The sequence below is a fragment of the Roseibium porphyridii genome, assembly GCF_026191725.2.
GTDB classification, from domain to species: Bacteria; Pseudomonadota; Alphaproteobacteria; order Rhizobiales; family Stappiaceae; genus Roseibium; species Roseibium porphyridii.
This window is the reverse complement of sequence record NZ_CP120863.1, coordinates 1,657,466-1,675,622: the sequence shown is the minus strand read 5'-3', so window position 1 is coordinate 1,675,622 and position 18,157 is coordinate 1,657,466. Positions and strand designations below refer to the sequence as shown.

The following is an 18,157-nucleotide window of genomic DNA, read 5'->3' as shown; positions in this document are numbered from 1 at the left end:
GCGCCAAGGCGACATTCTAGGTCTCTTAGTATGTCTCAAATAATTGAGCCGCTGGCAGGACTGATATCCTGTCAGCGGCTATTTTGCTGGTCTGTTATGTCAGGCCTTAGAACGTAATCGCCCGATCACCCGCAGCATCCTTTATCCGGGTCGGCAGTCCGATGCGGTTCAAGATGGCAAGGAACGGGTGCGGCGGAAGTTCTTCGACGTTGGCCATCTTGCTCACGTCCCATTCGCCAGTGGCGATCAGCATCGCGGCAGCAACTGGCGGTACACCTGCGGTGTAGGATATGCCCTGACTGCCGACTTCCTCGTAGGCTTCCTTGTGGTCGGCGACGTTGTATATGAAGACCTCATGATCCTTGCCGTCCTTGACGCCTTTCACGAAGTCACCAATGCAGGTTTTTCCCTCGTATTCCGGCGCTAGTGAAGTTGGGTCCGGAAGGCAGGCCTTTACCACTTTGAGCGGGACAACATCCAGGCCCTCTGCCGTCGTGACCGGCTGTTCGGAGAGAAGACCGATATTCTTCAAAACGGTGAAGACATTGATGTAGTGCTCACCGAATCCCATCCAGAAACGGACGTCGGCTCCATCCATATTTCTGGCGAGAGAATGGACCTCGTCATGGCCACACAGATAGGCCATGCGCTTGCCGACAACCGGAAGATCATATTCCTTGCCGATTTCGAACATCTTGTTCGCCTGCCAGTCGCCATTCTGCCAGGAATATACTGTGCCGGTGAATTCGCGGAAATTGATTTCCGGATCGAAATTGGTGGCGAAGTAGCGGCTGTGGCTTCCCGCATTGATGTCAACAATGTCGACCTCGGTGACTTTGTCGAGATAGTCGTCCTTGGCAAGACGGGCATAAGCATTGACGACACCCGGGTCAAAACCTGCTCCCAAAATGGCCGTCACGCCGGCTTGTTCGCATTCCTTGGCCCGCTTCCATTCATAATTGGCGTACCAGGGCGGTGTCTCGCAAATCTTGCCGGGCTCCTCATGGATCGCTGTGTCAATGTAAGCCGCACCGGTCTTCAAACACGCGCTCAGGACAGACATGTTCAGGAAGGCCGTGCCGACATTGATGACAATTTGCGCTCCCGTCTTGCGGATCAGTTCAGCGGTCGCTTCGATATCGAGCGCATTCAGTTCGTGTCCTTCAAGGACGCCCGGCTGTTTAAGAGCTTTTTTCTCGTGCACGGTCTCGATAATCTTGTCGCACTTGGACTTGGTGCGCGAGGCAATATGGATGTCACCGAGCACATCGTTGTTTTGTGCACATTTGTGACCAACGACCTGGGCAACACCGCCTGCACCGACAATGAGAACGTTCTTTTTCATGTGTTCCTCTACCTTCCTTGGAACGTGAGCCTTGTTTCGTGCAACAGATCTCAGGAGAGACTCTGCTCGTAATCCTGGTAGTTAAATTCGCGGACAGGCACGATCGTCCCATCCAGTTCCTTCATGGCAATGGCCGGCATTTTTACACCGTTGAACCAATTCTTCTTAACCATCGTGTAACCGGCGGCATCCTGGATCGACACACGGTCGCCAGGCTTGAGTTCATTGGAAAATCTGAACTCGCCGAAAATGTCTCCAGCAAGGCAGGATTTTCCGCAAATCATGTAAGGATGTTCTCCCTGATCCGGGGCCACCCTGGCGCTTTCCCGATAGATCAGCAGATCGAGCATATGCGCTTCTATGGACGCGTCGACGATCGCCAGGTTCTTGCCGTTGAACAGGGTATCGAGCACCGTGGTCTCGAGGGTGGTCGAATTGGTGATCGCAGCTTCGCCTGGTTCCAGATACACCTGAACACCGTATTTGCCCGCAAAAGTCTTCAACCGATCTGCAAAGCGATCGATCGGATACCCCTCCCCTGTAAAATGGATGCCGCCACCAAGACTGACCCATTCGACTTGCTCAAGCAGTGAACCGAACTTTTGCTCTATGTCGGCCAACAGCCTATCGAACAGGTCAAAATCAGCGTTTTCGCAATTGTTGTGGATCATGAACCCACTGATCCGATCAACGACCTTTTCAACTTCCGCAACATCCCATTCGCCAAGCCGCGAAAACGGCCGGGCGGGATCTGCCAGATCGAAACTCGAAGAGGACACCTGCGGGTTCAGGCGCAGGCCACGCACAATGCCGTCAGCCTTGTCCGCAAAGCGTTTCAGCTGATTGATCGAATTAAAGATGATCTTGTCGGCGTGCGAGATTACCTCATCGATTTCGTAATCGGCATAAGCAACCGAATAGGCATGCGTTTCCTTACCGAACCGTTCATGCCCAAGTCGCACTTCGTTCAAGGACGACGACGTTGTGCCGTCCAGGTAGTCGCGCATGAAATCGAATACGCACCAGGTTGCAAAACACTTGAGCGCCAGGAGCGCTTTGGCACCAGATCGCTCCCTTACATAGGCGACTTTCTCCAGATTTTGACGAAGGCTTGCCTTGTCGATCAGATAGTAAGGTGTCTGAGGCATGTATCTAAATGTCCAACTATTCAACTGGCTGAGAACCAACGCTGCAGAACTGACCATCTGCAGTCTTTTCACTCCAACTAGGTGGATTGGGACTTCAAATCCAGTGCTAATCTTTGGGCCGAAGCACAAAAAGTGACTTACCAAGCGCCAGTTCGAATGCTGGCTTTTCAGGTCGCAACCGCTCTACCACAAAATCCCGGTACCATCACAAAATCGGGCTGTATCCGAACAAGCCCATTTTGCCAATGAATGATCGTAACCGTGTGCCTTAAATGAATTGCTTCGGTTGCCTGAGAGGTTCCGTCCCGATCTCGCGCGATTAGGTCTTCGTTGACCAGATTGTCTAACACACGTTCCAAGTGGTCAGCCTGAACATCCGTTGAAATTGCAAGCTCGGACAGCCCAATTCGACTAGAACCCGAACGCCCATTTTGCACCAACTCATTAGGGAGGTTCTTTGCACGACTGTGCCGCGCTAGCCGCCTTTCAGTCGCGCGACATAGTGCCAAAACCATCCAAACAAGCCCGAAGAACAATTGTAAACAAACTACTCACAAGGTGATGAGAATTTGCTCAAGAGGTTTAGCCCGTTTTTTGCACCTCTCCCCTATGGTGATTTCCCAGTTTTCTTTCGATACGGAAACGTCTTTTTGGGGGACAGGAACAATGCTCACGACAGGTTTTGATGCGACAACAAATGATGCGGAGACCAATGAAACAGAGACTCCCAATGCGCGCTCAAAATTCTATCCAATCATGGGCTCAAACATCAGCGTACAGGCAATAGTCGAAGGGTCGCTCCTTGCCGATATCGACCTTGACCCCGTTCCCGAATACGGCATCCATTATTGAGCGGTGTCTACCTATCGCCGCCGCTCGCTACGTCGAAATCCCAAATGCAACTGCCTACCAACTGTTGGATTATCAGCGCTTAAGCAATCGTTTGTTTCGACCCGGAAGGCACCATTCTAACCAGGGCAATTGTTCATTGCAGCGACCTGGACTAAAGCGACGCCAGATCCCTGAGCATCAACGCAATGCCCGGGAAGAAGATTAGCAGAGCTGACATCACGAAGAGGATCACGAAGAACGGAAACGTTCCTTTGATCACCTCCATGTAGGGCCGGTTGAAGATCGCGATCGCAGTGAAAATGTCACATCCGAATGGTGGAGTTGCGGACCCGATAGCCATTTGCAACGTAACCATCACACCGACAAGAACCGGATCAAGTCCCGACGCATCGACAATCGGCACGAAGATGGGTGTCAATATAACCAACACCACCAGTGAATCGACAAACATGCAGCCAACGAAGAAGCTCAGCGCGATAACTGCAAGAATATACTTGTCCGATGCACCTTCCAGGTTGAGTGGTTCAAGCAGCCCCTGAGGTATTTGCTCAAAGGAGATATACCAGGAAAACGCCTGCCCAACACCGACCAGAATGAACACAACAGCCGTGATCAGACCTGTGCTGAGTGCCGCATTCAAGACGTCGTTCAGCTTCAGCTCGCGGTAGATCACGCATTCAACAATCAGCGCATAAAGAACTGAAAAGGAGGCGGCTTCAGTCGGCGTCACTGCTCCTGAATAAATGCCGCCCACGATAAGGGCGGGAAACCCCAGAGGCAGCAGCGCTTTCTTGATCGCGGCAAGCCGCTCGGCAGCGGTTTTGCGCTCCACGAGAGCAATCGTTTCGCCTTGAACTAGGCTGTAAACGTAACAATAGCCCGAAAATAGAACCGCCAGAACGACACCAGGACCAATCCCCGCGATGAACAGCTCACCGACACTGGTGTTGGCAAGAGTGCCGTAGAGAATGAGACCGATACTTGGTGGAATGAGAAAGGCAATGTCGCTGGCATTGATGATCAATGCCATGACGAAACTGTCCTTGTATCCTGCCTTCAACAGCTTCGGGCGCATGATCTGACCAACGGAAACCACCGTGGCTTGCGTAGAGCCAGATACCGACCCGAAAAGCGTGCAGCTGAGGCAGGCAGTGATTGGCAGCCCACCCCTTCGATGACCAAAAAAGGCTTCAATCAGTCCCAATAGATTGTTGGCCGTATGACCCCGCGCCATGATATCGGCTGCCAATATGAACATCGGCACGGCAATCAATGCATTCGGCGAAATACCGGTCACGATCTGTTGGATGATGACGCCGGTGTCAATTTGAGAAAAGTGGACCAACCCGACCATTGCCGCAACGGCCAAAGGCACAACCATCGGGAAACTGAGAAACAGCAGCACGATCATCGTCACGACCAGGGTGAAGGTGATGACAAAAATGTCCAGTTCGCCTGCGACTATATCGTTGAGGAAGCTCATAACATCGCCCATCTCAGACACCGATATCTTCAGCTTCACCGTCCTGAACATCCAGTGACAGATAGGTTCCCCTTTGCGTGACATTCATCAGAAACGCGATCAGGTACTGGAGACTGGCCATCGCAAGACCGACGGGAATGACTGCGTAAATCAAATAGACCGGAAACTGCAGAGCTGGCGATAGCCGATTGATTTCCTTGACTTCCTGAACATAGAGGACCGATTTGTAGGTCAGAAACATCAGCAAAAGCCCTGTCGTCAGTGAGATCAACGTCAGCAGGACCTTCTTGGAACGCGGTGAAAGCGCATCATAGACGGCGGTCATACGGATGTTCCGCCCACTTCGGACCGCATAGGCGAAGCCCACGAATGTGACGCCCACAATCAAAAACTGGTTCAATTCTTCAGCGAAAAACAGGCTTTGCCCAAATGCATATCGACCGATTGCATTGGCTGTTGAGTTCACCATCATCAGCAATACCGCGATGATGATGATTGCCTTTTCGGCAAACTCAATCCCTCTGTTTGCAGTTAAGAGAAGCGTTTTCATTTTCAACTCCCGTCTGCCGGCCGTTCATCGGCTCAGCCGCCCCCTCCTCGCGCGTAAAACGCAAAAGGCACGGGAATACATCCCGCACCTTTCGCGCGTCTTTATGGGCCTATGAGGCGTCCTTTACCTCTTGAATCAGGTTTTCAAGAATTCTCTGGGCGCGGTCTCGAGCCTCTGACTTTTCCTCTTCGCCGTAAGCGTTTTCCACGACTGCGTAGTAAGTTTCATGCAGGCCCGTGCTGAGCTCCTTGAAGACCGCGCGCTCTTCTTCACTCAGCACAACAACTTTAAGGTCAGGACGCTCCGCCAGGATTTTGTCCATGTTTTCCTTGTTGATTTGGAGCTGATAGTCGTGAGCAGCCTGCTCCGCAGCTTCTATCGCCTTGTGAACCATGGCCTGCTTCTCAGCACTCAGGCCGTTGAACCATTCGCTGTTGGTAGAGACCGTACCGACATAGGGCTGCTGCCCCGGGAACATCAGGTAGTCTTGGACCTCATGCCACTTGGCGTTGTAGATAAAGTAGATCGGGTTGACCATGCCATCGACGGTCTTCAGCTGAAGAGCACCATAGACCTCCCCCCAGGAAAGCGGCGTTGGCGTTGCCCCGAAAGCTTTATAGGTTTCCACTGGAATTGTTGACGTGAAGGTCCGGATTTTCTGCCCTTCAAAATCCGCAGGGCTGCGAATTTCCTTGTTGGCTCCCCAGGCCATTTCGCCTTCGGAAATCATGGTCAGCAGTTTCAGATTGACCTTTTCGAACCTGTCGCTGAGGTCGTTGTAGATTGTTTCACTGCCCGTCAGAACCTTACGGACAACATCCACATCGCTTCCGAGGACATACGGAACACTGAGTGCCTGCACTTCTGGCACGTAGGACCCCAGGTGACCGGTGCCGACTGAAACAAATTGAACGACACCTTTGGCAGTCAGTTCAACGATGTCGTTTTCGGTACCCAATTGGCCGTAATAGAAGATCCTGACCTTAATATCGCCGCCCGACTCTTCCTTGATCGTCTCGGCAAATTTCTTTGCAAAAATGTCCTGCACATCGTTTTTGTCCTCTTCTGAGGCAAACTTCCATGTCTCAGCGCCGGCACCGGTCGCCAGGCCTATGGCCAGCATTGCTGGAATGACGAATTTCGTGAATAGTTTCTGCATGTTGCTTCCTTTCACGACCCGCTCACGCGGGCCCCTCTGAGATTATGACAAGGGGTAAAAAATCCTTGCCGGTTGTTATGTCGGGGAGCTGTGTGCACAAGGCGCCAAACCCTGCTGCGCCTGAAGGTGTGGTCGCTATGCCAAGCCTTGTCATAGCTGTGGCCGCTGCTGATCCATCTGTTTCGGAAAGTGTCTGGTAGATCACGTTGCAGCGCTCAAGCACGCGCCACGCAACGATTGAGGGTTCTTTGCAGTCCAGACGCCCCATGTTGGAATCCGGCCCGTCGGATCGAGCAGGCCGACCTGCGTCATGGCTCGCCTTCAGACAAGCCGCAGCCTCAGGCTCAACAACAATCAGCTCCGGCTGGACTGTCCAGTTCAAGCGGATCATGTGAGACATCGCAGCTGCGAGGCCTCCGACACCGGCCTGGAGATAGACATGGCTCGGCCAATCGCCCGATGCTTCGAACGAAGCCCGTAATTCTTCTGCGATGACGCAGTAACCTTCCATCACCCATTTCGGGATCTCGGTGTATCCGGGCCAGGTGCCGTCAGCCAGCAGCGTTGCACCGGTTTGCGCCGCATCGTCAATCGCTGCTGCGACGCTCTCGTCATAAACGTCGCCGGACCACACAACCTCCGCGCCCAGCGCACAAAGTCTCTCAGCAAAACTTGCCGGAACGGTTCTTGCCAGATGAATACGCGACTTGGCACTCACCCATTGTGCGCCTGCGGCAACGCCCAGCCCATGATTGCCTGCACTTGCGCAAACAAAGGTCTGCGTGTTGGCCATAGAACGCACATCAGCATCCAGGAAGCGTGGCGGTGTCAGGATTTCGCCGGTCTTTGCAAACCAGGCTTCACCGACGAGGCGGGCGACGGCGTAAGGAGCGCCGAGCGCCTTGAAGGCGCCCAGGCCCATTCGAGAGGTTTCATCTTTGGCCAGAAAGGAAAAGCCGCCGGGCCCTTGCAGTCGTCGCATTGGTGAGACGGCGTAGTTTTTCTGTGCTTTGAAGAAAGCAACCGCCTGTTTGAAATCAGGAGAAAAGTCGAGAATGTCTGTGTGTTTCATGCTCCATGATGTAGCATTTTCGAATTATTTGATTTTTTCATTATCTGGCTTAAGCTCGACGAAATTTACCGTTCAGACATTCAAACCAGAGAATTTGCATCATGCTTGACAATTTGGACGATGCGGACCGAACAATCCTAAGATTGATGCAGCGGGACCGTCGGATTGGGCTGGAGGTCCTGGCTGAAGAATGCGGATTGTCCGTCCCGTCAGTGCAACGGAGGCAGAAGCGGCTAAAGGATAGCGGGGTCATTCAGCAGGAAGTTGCCATTCTCGATGCATCGAAGCTCGACTGCAACATGACGCTTATTGTGATGGTGGAACTGGAGCGCGAAAGCCTTCAGCAGCTCGATATGTTCCGCAAGCTTGCCCGTTCCGAGCCACAAGTGCAGCAATGCTATTACGTGACCGGAGAAGCAGACTTTATCCTGATCTGCACAGCGCGCGACATGCAGGATTTTGAAGAACTGACACACCGGCTATTTTTTGAAAACTCAAATGTAAGACGGTTTCGTACGTCCGTTACCATGGAGCGCACCAAAGTCGGGTTGACCTTGCCGATATAGCCAGATCGCTGCCTAAAGCACGTCGAGAGATACCTTGACCCTGTCCATTACAACCGAGGTCTTGAAGCGGCTGATATTGGACTCGTCAAAGAAATGGTCCTGTGTGAACTGCTCGTATTCCTTGATGTCCCGAACCGTCAGGATCAAGGTGAAGTCGGCTTCGCCAGTCGTGTAGTAGCATTGTTGTACACACTGGGCATTCTTCATCTTTCGCTTGAATTCATCCAAGTGGCGCCGGCTTTCCCTCTCAAGAATGACATCGACAATAATTGTCATGTCCCGCCCCAGCATCGACGGCGAGAGAACTGAAACATCTCTTTCGATCACACCGCTTTCGCGGAGCCGTTTCAAACGCTTTTGCGCAGCTGCGGGAGACAGCCCGACGTCCTGACTGATCGTTTCAGCCGTCAATCTCGCGTCCTGTTGCACGAGCCGCAGTATTTCCAAATCCTTGTCATCCATCGTCTGAAATTGATCGCCTTTTCCCGATTTTTCAATGTTTTTCGTCGCCCAACGACCAAAAAACGACGCCATCCAGCCCTTAAGACATTGTAGTTAGAGATGAGGATACGGGAGGCATTTTCATGCAAACGTTTGACCAACGTCTGACCGCACGACGGCGGGACTTTCACCGCAATCCTGAACTCGGATTTCAGGAAAAGCGAACCAAACTTGAAATTGCCCGCGAACTGCGAGCACTCGGTCTTGACGTGCATGAAGGCTCAGGGGTCATTGGTGTTCTGCGCAGTGGCCGCGGCAACCGGGCCATCGCATTGCGTGCGGATATGGACGCACTGCCGATTGGAGAAACATCATCCCACGGCCATCGTTCCAAAACGCCCGGCGTCATGCATGCCTGTGGTCATGACGGTCATATGACCATGCTTTTGGGTGCAGCGGAACGGCTAGTCAAAGAACCTGATTTCGAAGGCACTGTCGTGTTCTTGTTCCAACCCAACGAAGAACTCGGGCTTGGCGCTAAGGCAATGATCGATGAAGGCGTGTTAAAGCAATTCCCGATTGATGAGATTTATGCGATCCACAATTTGCCAGGGGCACCGACCGGCCAGGTGTCCACCCGGGCAGGTATTATCTGCAACAGCGAAACACTCTTTGAGATCACTGTGACTGGCAAAGGCGGGCATGCCTCCATGCCGCACACCGGCGTTGATGCAATCACGGTCGCTGCAGAGCTTGTCCTTGCCTTGCAGAGCATTGTCTCCCGAAAGCTTCCGCCAGGAGCAGGAACAGTCGTTTCCGTCACCGAATTTGTGACGGATGGACAACGTAATGTCCTGCCTGGCCAGGCTGTCCTGAAAGGGGACTACAGAGCCAGATCGCCGGAGGACCGGGTTGCAGTGGAACAATTCATGCGGCAGATCGCCGACGGTGTGGCTGCGGCTCACGGCGTAAAGGTGACGGTGAACTGTGAGACGGAATTCATCGAGACGATCAACGCATCCGTACCGACGGAAGCAGTCTACCGCGCGGGACGAGCGGCCGGATGCGAGGTTATCGAAGACCGGCAGCCGATGAGTTTTTCCGAAGATTTTGCGCATTTTTGCGCGGCTGTTCCCGGTTGCTTCCTGTTGCTGGGAAACGGCGAGACGGGTGCAAACGGTCAGCCACTGCACGCTTCCGATTATGATTTCAACGATGCCTTGTTGCCAATCGGCGCGGAGTTCTGGGTGCAGCTGGTGCGCGATCGGTTGCCGCGGCGAAAGGACAGTCAATGACCGAAGTGCCTTCCCGCGGATTTCCCGAAACAGAATTTGAGGCGCGGACGCACCGGGCCCAATTTCGTATGGCTGCAGCTGCTATCGATGGGATCCTTTTCACCAGTGAGCCCGAAATTCGATACTTCAGTGGTTTTCAGACTTTGTTTTGGCAAAGCCCGACCCGTCCATGGTTTCTCTATCTACCTTCAACCGGCAAACCGATTGCGATCATTCCTGAAATCGGTGCGCAGCTGATGCACAGCACCTGGCTGGACGACATCCGCACCTGGAGCGCGCCCTGCCCTGAAGACGACGGCGTGAGCCTTTTGACGGAGCTGCTCACACCGCTTGCGAGAGAACGAAAAACACTTGGCGTGATGAAAGGCCACGAAACCGGACTTCGTATGCCACTGGGCGACTATGAAAGGCTGTTACAAGGTCTCCCGAACCTTTCAATTGCTGACGCAACTGGCCTTGTTAGGTCGTTGCGCATGATCAAGTCCGAAAGGGAAATCGAAAAACTGGCACACATTTGTGCCATTGGCTCACGGACATTTGCGAAGATTCCCGAGCTGGCACATGAGGGGCAACCGTTTGAAGACTTGTTTCGCGCATTTCGCCGAGAAGGCCTCGCGCAAGGAGCCGACGATGTTCCGTATCTTGTCGGTGGTGCGGACCAAGGTGGGTACCATGATGTGATTTCACCCCCCTCTCGCCGCCCCTTGGCTCGTGGTGACGTCCTGATGTTGGACACGGGCGCTGTCTGGGATGGATACTACTGCGATTTCGATCGCAATTTTGCCGTCGGAACCGCCGATGAGGCTACCCAGAGAGCTTATGACGTGCTGTGGCGCGCGACCGAAGCGGGGATCAATGCCGCCCGTGCCGGCGTCACTTGTCATCAGCTTTATCAGGTCATGCGAGGCGTTATCGCGGAACTGGACGACCGGGGTGGTGATGTTGGCCGATTGGGTCACGGACTGGGTATGCAACTCACCGAATGGCCTTCGCACGCTCCCTTTGATCACACGCCCATCGCGGAGAACATGGTTCTGACGCTGGAACCTTCGCTGAGCTATGGCGATGCCCGGATCATGGTTCATGAGGAAAACATCGTCATTCGCGAAGATGGTGCGCAGTTGCTTTCCGAACGCGCCTCCCGCGACCTTCCCGTCATCTGAGGTGACCTTATGAAACTGGAATTCGACACGGATGCAGGGATCGGAACGCGGGCAACGATGGGCGTGATCGTTCTTGCGACCGACGAAACGCTGGAGCCAGAATTTTCCAGGCTCATGGCACTCGACGGTGTCGCGCTTTATCACAGCCGCATTCCAATGGTGTCCGACGTTCGTGCCGACACGCTTGCCAAAATGGAGAGAGATCTGCCGTATTCGGCAGGCCTCTTGCCGCAATCGCTTGATTTCGATGTGATCGGGTATGGATGCACTTCGGCCTCAACGGTGATCGGCTCGCAGAACGTTGCCCGTGCCATTCAAACGGTCTATCCCAACGCCCTGGTTTCTGACCCTTTAGCCGCTGTTATTGCCGCAGGACGAGAGCTCGGTGCAGAAAGGCTCGGTTTCATAACACCCTATGTGCCGGACGTATCTGAGCGCATGCGTTTGAAACTGATTGATGCCGGTTTTGAAATTGCGGGATTCGGATCCTTTGAGGAAGGCAATGACAGGGTCGTTGCGCGGATCAGTGAGCAGTCGATCATTCACGCAGCCAAGCGGATCGCCGCGAAAGCTCCTTGCGATGCAATCGTCGTTTCATGCACAAACCTCAGAACTTTGAATATACTCAAGAAAATTGAACACGCGATCAGCGTGCCCATCATGAGCAGCAATCAGGCACTGGCATGGCACATGCTGCGGCTCGCAAACATCAATGACCCGCGACCCGATTTTGGCACCTTATTCGGCCAACACTGATTTTGATGACCTTCGCATCTGGCACGCACAGTTTGGCTTGGGATCGGCAACAATCGTCTTGGTCACCCGGCTCCCTCTTCGCCTTCAAGGTCATGGCGCAAATTGCAGAGTTGTTTGCAAGTCCCGCATGATTCTCACGATCATGCACAAAAACATCTGGACAATCAAAACATCAGATGTTTAATATCATCTCATGTCTGAATTGCTCTACTATGATCTCAAAGACACCGCTGGTGTTGTTCCGTCGCTTTCGACGCAGGTTTGCCGCGAATTAGGCAGGCGCATCGTCGGAGGTGTCGTTCGTGAGGGCGACCTGATCGACGACGAGAACAAGCTTTGCGAGCGGTTTGGCGTTTCAAAGTCTGTGGTTCGCGAAGCGGTCAAACTTTTGGTTGCAAAGGGGCTTCTGGAGGTTAAGCGCGGCAGCGGCACACGCGTCCGGCGGCGCGCCAGCTGGAACCTTTTGGATGATGATGTCCTGGCGTGGCATCTCAGCGTTGAGCCAAGACCCAGCTTCTTAAATCAGCTGCTCGATGTGCGTCAGGTTTTCGAACCGAGTGCGGCGGCCTGGGCGGCAAAATCAGCGACCAAGGTTCAAATCGATGAAATCCGTGCTGCGCAACAAAAGATGGAAAGCGCTTCGGAGATCCAGGATTACGTGGTGGCGGACGCCCTGTTTCACCGTGCTGTGCTTCGTGCGGCAAACAATGAAGTCCTGATGGCAATGGAAGGTGTGATCTTTTCTGCGCTTTTAAGCTCAATCCGACTGACTAATGCCGACCCAAGGGACAACAAGCGTTCCGTCCCCCTTCATCAAAAAGTGCTCGCCGCAATCGAAGCGCAAGACGCTGCAGCGGCAGAAGCTGCCATGAAAGAACATCTGGAGGACACTCGCGAGCGCCTTGCTCACATCATGTCAGGGGCCAGCGGAAAATAGGAAACACTCGCCTGCCTGGAGGGGCAGTTGCAGAACTTCACGCCTGTTGGTGGTCAGGCTAGTGGCCGGCGGTTCGAGCTTGTTTGGAACCATACTCGTCCCGCCGGATCGATCGCTTAATCGAAGGAATTCCACCAGAAGATCCGGCGCTGAAAGCGCTGAAACATCGACGAGGAGGATAGGATGTTTCCAAGCACTATGAAAGGCTTATTGATAACAGGCACGGCATTGGCCACACTTTTGGGAGCCGGGGCAGCCGCCGCGGAGGACATGGTTGCCTTGCTGTTGCCAGAGAATGTAAATCCACGCTGGGAACAGCAGGATGCGGCAGCTTTCGTATCGACAATGAAGGAAATCGCCCCGGACGTTCGGGTGGAAGTCTTCAACGCCAACAACGACACGTCCGTACAACAACGCCAGGCCGAACAAGCGCTCACGCAAGGGGCAAAAGTGCTTGTCGTCATTCCCATCGACGGTGAAAGCTCCGCGGTCATCGCGGATATGGCTGCGGAAGAAGACGTGCCAACAATCGCCTATGACCGAATGATCAATTCGGCGAACACCTCTTTCTGGGTGCAGGCGGACTTGGAGGGAATGGGTTTCGATCAGGCCAGTCACGTCATTGAAAACACCAAGGACGGCGACACCCTGGTTCTGCTCAAGGGCTCTCCGACGGATCCGAATGCTGCGGTCATTCACAATGGACAATTGCGCGCTCTTACCCCCCTGTTTGACAGTGGCAAGCGCATCATGGGGTATGAAAATTGGACACAGGGTTGGGACCCGGCAATTGCCAGGCGCTCTATGGATCAGGCCCTGACCCAGCTCAACAATAATGTTCAGGGTGTTGTCTCGTCAAATGATGGCAACGCCGGCGCTGCCATTGCGGCACTGGAAGAACAGGGCATGGCCGGAACGATGCCGGTTTCCGGGCTGGATTGCACGGTTCAGGCCCAACAGCTGATGCTTCTCGGCAAGCAGACTCAATGTGGCTGGCGTCCGCTTGCCGATATGGCAAACGCAGCGGCCAAGGTGACTGTGAGGCTCATCAAGGGTGAGGACTTTGCCGATCTGGCTCCGCAAAAGGTCAAGAATGGCGTAGGGGCCGAAGTCGCCTATGTTCCAGTTGGCTCCTATTCCGCCATTGGCGCTGAGGGCGTTGCCTACGTCATCGAAAACGACCCATCGATCACAAAGGAAATGGTCTGCCAGGGCGAAGCCGCGGCAACCGATTTCTGCAAGTAACCGGGCAATCCATGTCTTTGGAAAACAACAAGCAGGTGGGGCCGACGGCCCCGCCACCGCACTTGCGCGTTGCGGGCATCGAAAAACGCTTTGGTGGTGTTCACGCACTCAAAGGCGTCGACTTCGAGGTTGCGCGCGGTGAGGTCATGGCACTTGTCGGCGACAATGGCGCCGGCAAGTCGACGCTCATGAAAATTCTGGCCGGGGCGCTCACGTCAGACGAAGGTGATTTCTTCATCGACGAAAAGCCGGTCGTGATCAGCAATCCTCATGATGCCGGCGCACTTGGCATTCAGATTGTTTATCAGGATCTGGCCCTTTGCGAGAACCTTGATGTCGCGGCCAATCTCTCGCTTGGAGCTGAACCGGTGAAATCCGGCTGGCAGTTTCTACCGCGCATCTTGCGCCCCCTCGATGATCTTGAGATGGAAGTTCGCGCCCAAGCCGCCATAGACCGGCTTCAGGTACGAACGCTCAAATCCGTGCGTGCCAAAGTCGGTGGCCTTTCGGGCGGACAACGCCAGGCGATTGCCATTGCCAGGGCCGTCGGCGCGGAGTGCAGTGTCGTGATGCTGGACGAACCGACTGCGGCTCTGGGTGTTGCACAGACCCGACAGGTTCTGGATGTCGTCAAGCGGCTGCGCGACACCGACCATGCCGTTGTCTACATCTCTCACAATATGCGCGACATTTTCGAAGTTTCCGACCGGATCTGCGTTCTGCGCCACGGAGCCAATGTCGCAACCTGGAAAACATCCGAGACCACAGCCGACGAAATCGTCGTTGCCATGACTGCCGGATTGGACAACGGGGCGAATAATGCAGCCTAACTCTTCATTTTCACCGGTTGAACGGTTGCGACGGCTGCGCGAGACGCGCCTCGGTTCGTTCGTGCCAGTGCTTCTCGCCTTGGCAGCAATCTGGCTCTATTTCGGGATAGCACTTCCCATATGGGAATTCTGGGGTGATCAGGATGCAACCAGTATCCGTTTCATCTTTCTCTCACCGCGCAACATATACAATCTGTTCATGCAGTCAGCGGTGATCGCGACACTGGCCGTCGGAATAACCGTTGTTCTGCTTTTGGGAGAGATCGACCTCTCCGCAGCAGCCACGGCGGGTGTTTGTGCCGCCCTTCTTGGCGTCCTCGTGCTCGCCGGTATCCCGGGATGGGCAGCTTGCCTGATTGTCATGGCCGTTGGCATCGTTATGGGGGCAGCACAAGGGTTACTGATCGCATATGTCGGCATACCCTCCTTTGTTGTCACGCTAGCCGGTTTGCTTGGCTACCAGGGTCTGATGCAGAAAATCCTGCCGACGGGAAACCTCAACATAGGCGACCCTTTCGTTCGGGCCATCGCTCGCATCCTGGTTCCAGATATTTGGGGCCTCCTACTCGCAACCCTCCTTGTCGTTGCAATCGCCGCGCTGGCTTTGCGCCGTCAGGCAGAGCGCAAACTTCGAGGCCTTGAACTCGACACCGCCACCACGCTTTGGGGGCAGGTCGCGTTCTTTGCGATTATTGTCTTTGCAGCGGTCCTGACGATGAACGCCTATCGATCGGTTCCACTCCTGATCGTTCTGCTGACAGGTGTCACCGCAATCGTCGGCTGGGTCACGACTTCGACACCCTTCGGCAGATCGATCTTCGCTGTCGGCGGCAATGCCGAAAGCGCGCGGCGCGTTGGCATGAATGTCAAGCGCATCCGGGTAGCAGCCTTCGGGATTGTTGGCCTTCTGGCTGCAATCGGCGGCATATTCGGAGCATCCCGCTACGGGTCCGTGTCTTATACCGCTTTCGCCGGCGGTTCCCTTTTACTGGAAAGCATTGGTGCGGCAGTCATCGGCGGCACGTCTCTGTTTGGCGGTCGCGGTTCTGTCTGGAACGCAATCCTTGGCGCACTTGTTATCGGGTCTTTGGGCAATGGTCTGGACCTATCTGGAGCGAGTGCAGCAGACAAATTGATGTTCTCGGGCGCCATTCTTCTTCTTGCCGTGGCGATTGACGCGCTGTCACGCCCGGCAGGCAACGGACAGCGATAGGAGGTGCCAATGTCGACCGCAGAAACTCAGACGCTCCTCCTGAAAGTTCTCGACGAAATCATTCCGGCCGGCGGTGCACGGCGCATGCCGTCTGCCGGTGTGAAGGCAGTTGCCGATGGTGTCCTCACGGCAACTGCCTATTCAAACCGGTCTCCAGGAGCAGTGACCCGGCTCCTGGAGGCAATCTCACTGAAATCGCCCGACTTCCAAAACCTCTCATCGGACCTGCGGGTTGATGTTCTCAAGGAGGTTGAAGCAGCCTACCCGGCCGACTTCACCGAACTCGTTCGCCTCACATACACCGCCTATTACAGCCGGGCGGATATTCGCCCGATGCTTGGTGTCGGCGCTCACCCGGTGCACCCGGATGGATATCCCGTGGAACCGGAAAGCGACGCTCTGATGGATGAATTGACAACCCCGGTACGTGCCCGCGGCACCGCCTACCGGCTGACTTGAGGCTCTGGAAAGGCAAGATGACCAACGAACCTGTCGACGTCCTGATAATCGGTGCCGGAGCCTCGGGCGCTGCAATCGCCTGGTCCCTTCTGGAAACCAGGATGCGCATCCTTTGCCTGGAACAAGGCGATCATTTGCAGGACAAGGATTTTCCGAGCCGTAGGGAAGACTATGAGCTTGCCCGCTATGGCGCATTTTCATGCGATCCGAATGTCAGGAAACTGAAGCAGGACTATCCGATAAATTCAGATGACAGCTGCATCACACCTGTGAACTGGAATGGCGTCGGTGGATCGACCATCAATTTTCTAGGCCACTGGCCGAGGATGAAACCATCGGACTTCAGAACACGAACTTTGGACGGCGTCGCGGAAGATTGGCCGGTGGACTACGCCACTCTCGAGCCGTTTTACAATTTGAACGATGAGAACACGGGCGTCTCGGGGCTGGGTGGCAATCCGGGATATCCAGACTATTCCCCGCCACTCCCACCGATACCGATCGGACGTCTCGGTCAGACCCTCGCGAAAGGCTTCAACAAACTGGGCTGGCACTGGTGGCCCTCGGACGTCGCCATCCTGAGCAAGGACAGGGATGGCCGGCAAAAATGCGTGAATGCCGGAACGTGCGATCTGGGCTGCGCTGCAGGGGCCAAAGGCGGCACCAACTTCACTTATTGGCCGATACTGGAAAATGCAGGCGTCGAACTCAGAACCAATTCCCGTGTCCGCGAGATCGTAATCGATCAGGAGACCGGCTTTGCAACGGGAGTTCTTTATCACGATGCGGAAGGCAAGCTGCATGAGCAGAAAGCGGAGTTGGTCGTCGTCGCCTGCAATGGTGTTGGAACGCCGCGACTACTGTTGAATTCAAAGTCGAAACTCTTTCCTGAAGGAGTGGCCAACAGGTCCGGTCTGGTTGGCAAGAACCTGATGTTTCATCCACTGACAGGTGTAGCCGGTGTCTTCGATGAACCCATGCGTGGGCACGAAGGTCCGATGGCCTGTTCGATCCTGTCGCAGGAGTTCTACGAAACGGATCCAGAACGCGATTTCGTTCGTGGTTATGGATTGCACTCAGGCCGCTCAACGACCCCGATGACATTCGCGCTTGGAGGCTATGGGATCGACAACCCGATCCCCTGGGGTGCTGAACACAGGGAGATCATGGACAATGTCTATCCCTATCTGGCGGGTTTGACTGTTGTTTCCGAAGATCTTCCCGAAGAAGCAAATTGTGTCAGCCTTGATCCGGAACTGACCGACAGCGACGGCATACCCGCGCCGAAGATCACCTACACGCTTGGTGACAACACTCGCAAAATGCTTCGCCACGGCGAGGCGAAAGCAAAAGAACTTCTCCTGGCCGCCGGAGCGAAACAGATCCTGGCCAAGGGTGATGACAGCGTCTGGTGGCGCGCAGGCTGGCATCAGATGGGCACGTGCCGCATGGGAGACGATCCGGGTAGATCGGTCGTCAACGCGTGGGGCCGAAGCCACGATGTGAAGAACCTCTTCATTGTCGACGGGTCCATCTTCGTGACCGCTGGCGCGGTCAATCCAACCTCAACGATCCAGGCTTTGGCGCTTTATATCGGCGACCGGATCAAAACCAACATTGCAACGCTTTTCGATTGAGGCTGC

Annotated in this window: 18 protein-coding genes; 11 read left to right on the top strand and 7 right to left on the bottom strand. The window is 54.6% G+C overall.

Annotation, left to right across the window (positions count from 1 at the left end):
- Nucleotides 1-106: 106 nt before the first annotated feature.
- Entirely contained in the window at nucleotides 107-1,345 is a 1,239-nt protein-coding gene (locus K1718_RS07805; protein ID WP_265683542.1) for a saccharopine dehydrogenase family protein, read from the bottom strand.
- 50 nt (nucleotides 1,346-1,395) lie between these two features.
- On the bottom strand, nucleotides 1,396-2,493 hold the full coding sequence (gene nspC, locus K1718_RS07800) for a carboxynorspermidine decarboxylase (protein WP_152500398.1): 1,098 nt from the start codon (nucleotides 2,491-2,493) through the stop codon (nucleotides 1,396-1,398).
- Nucleotides 2,494-3,159: 666 nt separating this feature from the next.
- On the opposite strand from nspC, the gene K1718_RS07795 reads away from it, so the two are divergent.
- Entirely contained in the window at nucleotides 3,160-3,345 is a 186-nt protein-coding gene (locus K1718_RS07795) for a hypothetical protein (RefSeq protein ID WP_265683540.1), read from the top strand.
- Between the two features lie 151 nt (nucleotides 3,346-3,496).
- On the opposite strand, the gene K1718_RS07790 is transcribed toward K1718_RS07795, so the two are convergent.
- The 4 genes from K1718_RS07790 to K1718_RS07775 all read right to left on the bottom strand — a co-directional run bounded on the left by K1718_RS07790 (nucleotide 3,497) and on the right by K1718_RS07775 (nucleotide 7,609).
- Nucleotides 3,497-4,840: a TRAP transporter large permease gene (locus K1718_RS07790; protein ID WP_152504178.1), complete on the bottom strand. Its 1,344-nt coding sequence runs from the start codon at nucleotides 4,838-4,840 to the stop codon at nucleotides 3,497-3,499.
- A gap of 1 nt (nucleotide 4,841) precedes the next feature.
- A complete protein-coding gene (locus tag K1718_RS07785) occupies nucleotides 4,842-5,378 on the bottom strand; it encodes a TRAP transporter small permease (protein WP_265683539.1) in 537 nt (178 codons plus the stop codon).
- A gap of 109 nt (nucleotides 5,379-5,487) precedes the next feature.
- A complete protein-coding gene (locus tag K1718_RS07780; protein ID WP_265683537.1) occupies nucleotides 5,488-6,537 on the bottom strand; it encodes a TRAP transporter substrate-binding protein in 1,050 nt (349 codons plus the stop codon).
- A gap of 22 nt (nucleotides 6,538-6,559) precedes the next feature.
- On the bottom strand, nucleotides 6,560-7,609 hold the full coding sequence (locus tag K1718_RS07775) for a pyridoxal-phosphate dependent enzyme (RefSeq protein WP_265683534.1): 1,050 nt from the start codon (nucleotides 7,607-7,609) through the stop codon (nucleotides 6,560-6,562).
- Nucleotides 7,610-7,710: 101 nt separating this feature from the next.
- Here K1718_RS07775 and K1718_RS07770 point away from each other — a divergent pair, with 101 nt between their 5' ends.
- Complete coding sequence (locus K1718_RS07770; protein ID WP_152500392.1) at nucleotides 7,711-8,175, top strand: Lrp/AsnC family transcriptional regulator; 465 nt, start codon at nucleotides 7,711-7,713, stop codon at nucleotides 8,173-8,175.
- 12 nt (nucleotides 8,176-8,187) lie between these two features.
- On the opposite strand, the gene K1718_RS07765 is transcribed toward K1718_RS07770, so the two are convergent.
- Nucleotides 8,188-8,709: an Lrp/AsnC family transcriptional regulator gene (locus tag K1718_RS07765; protein ID WP_265683531.1), complete on the bottom strand. Its 522-nt coding sequence runs from the start codon at nucleotides 8,707-8,709 to the stop codon at nucleotides 8,188-8,190.
- A gap of 50 nt (nucleotides 8,710-8,759) precedes the next feature.
- Between K1718_RS07765 and K1718_RS07760 the strand changes: the two genes are divergently transcribed.
- The 9 genes from K1718_RS07760 to K1718_RS07720 all read left to right on the top strand — a co-directional run bounded on the left by K1718_RS07760 (nucleotide 8,760) and on the right by K1718_RS07720 (nucleotide 18,151).
- On the top strand, nucleotides 8,760-9,911 hold the full coding sequence (locus K1718_RS07760; RefSeq protein ID WP_265683529.1) for an amidohydrolase: 1,152 nt from the start codon (nucleotides 8,760-8,762) through the stop codon (nucleotides 9,909-9,911).
- Nucleotides 9,908-11,074 carry a M24 family metallopeptidase gene (locus K1718_RS07755; RefSeq protein WP_265683528.1) on the top strand — a complete coding sequence of 389 codons (1,167 nt, stop codon included), beginning with the start codon at nucleotides 9,908-9,910 and terminating at the stop codon, nucleotides 11,072-11,074. The genes K1718_RS07760 and K1718_RS07755 overlap by 4 nt, the downstream gene beginning before the upstream one ends.
- A 9-nt stretch (nucleotides 11,075-11,083) precedes the next feature.
- Nucleotides 11,084-11,830 (top strand): maleate cis-trans isomerase family protein, encoded by a 747-nt coding sequence (locus tag K1718_RS07750; protein WP_265683527.1) that lies wholly within the window; start codon nucleotides 11,084-11,086, stop codon nucleotides 11,828-11,830.
- 193 nt (nucleotides 11,831-12,023) lie between these two features.
- Nucleotides 12,024-12,767: a FadR/GntR family transcriptional regulator gene (locus tag K1718_RS07745; protein WP_265683524.1), complete on the top strand. Its 744-nt coding sequence runs from the start codon at nucleotides 12,024-12,026 to the stop codon at nucleotides 12,765-12,767.
- Between the two features lie 183 nt (nucleotides 12,768-12,950).
- The gene (locus tag K1718_RS07740) at nucleotides 12,951-14,012 is read left to right on the top strand and encodes an ABC transporter substrate-binding protein (RefSeq protein WP_152500386.1); all 1,062 of its coding nucleotides are present in this window, start codon (nucleotides 12,951-12,953) and stop codon (nucleotides 14,010-14,012) included.
- 11 nt (nucleotides 14,013-14,023) lie between these two features.
- Nucleotides 14,024-14,842 (top strand): ATP-binding cassette domain-containing protein, encoded by an 819-nt coding sequence (locus K1718_RS07735; protein ID WP_265683523.1) that lies wholly within the window; start codon nucleotides 14,024-14,026, stop codon nucleotides 14,840-14,842.
- Nucleotides 14,832-16,055, top strand: a complete 1,224-nt coding sequence (locus K1718_RS07730) for a sugar ABC transporter permease (protein ID WP_152500384.1) — start codon at nucleotides 14,832-14,834, stop codon at nucleotides 16,053-16,055. Before K1718_RS07735 ends, K1718_RS07730 begins: the two co-directional genes overlap by 11 nt.
- Nucleotides 16,056-16,064: 9 nt before the next feature.
- The gene (locus tag K1718_RS07725) at nucleotides 16,065-16,514 is read left to right on the top strand and encodes a hypothetical protein (protein WP_265683519.1); all 450 of its coding nucleotides are present in this window, start codon (nucleotides 16,065-16,067) and stop codon (nucleotides 16,512-16,514) included.
- Between the two features lie 17 nt (nucleotides 16,515-16,531).
- Entirely contained in the window at nucleotides 16,532-18,151 is a 1,620-nt protein-coding gene (locus K1718_RS07720) for a GMC family oxidoreductase (RefSeq protein ID WP_265683516.1), read from the top strand.
- Nucleotides 18,152-18,157: the final 6 nt, after the last annotated feature.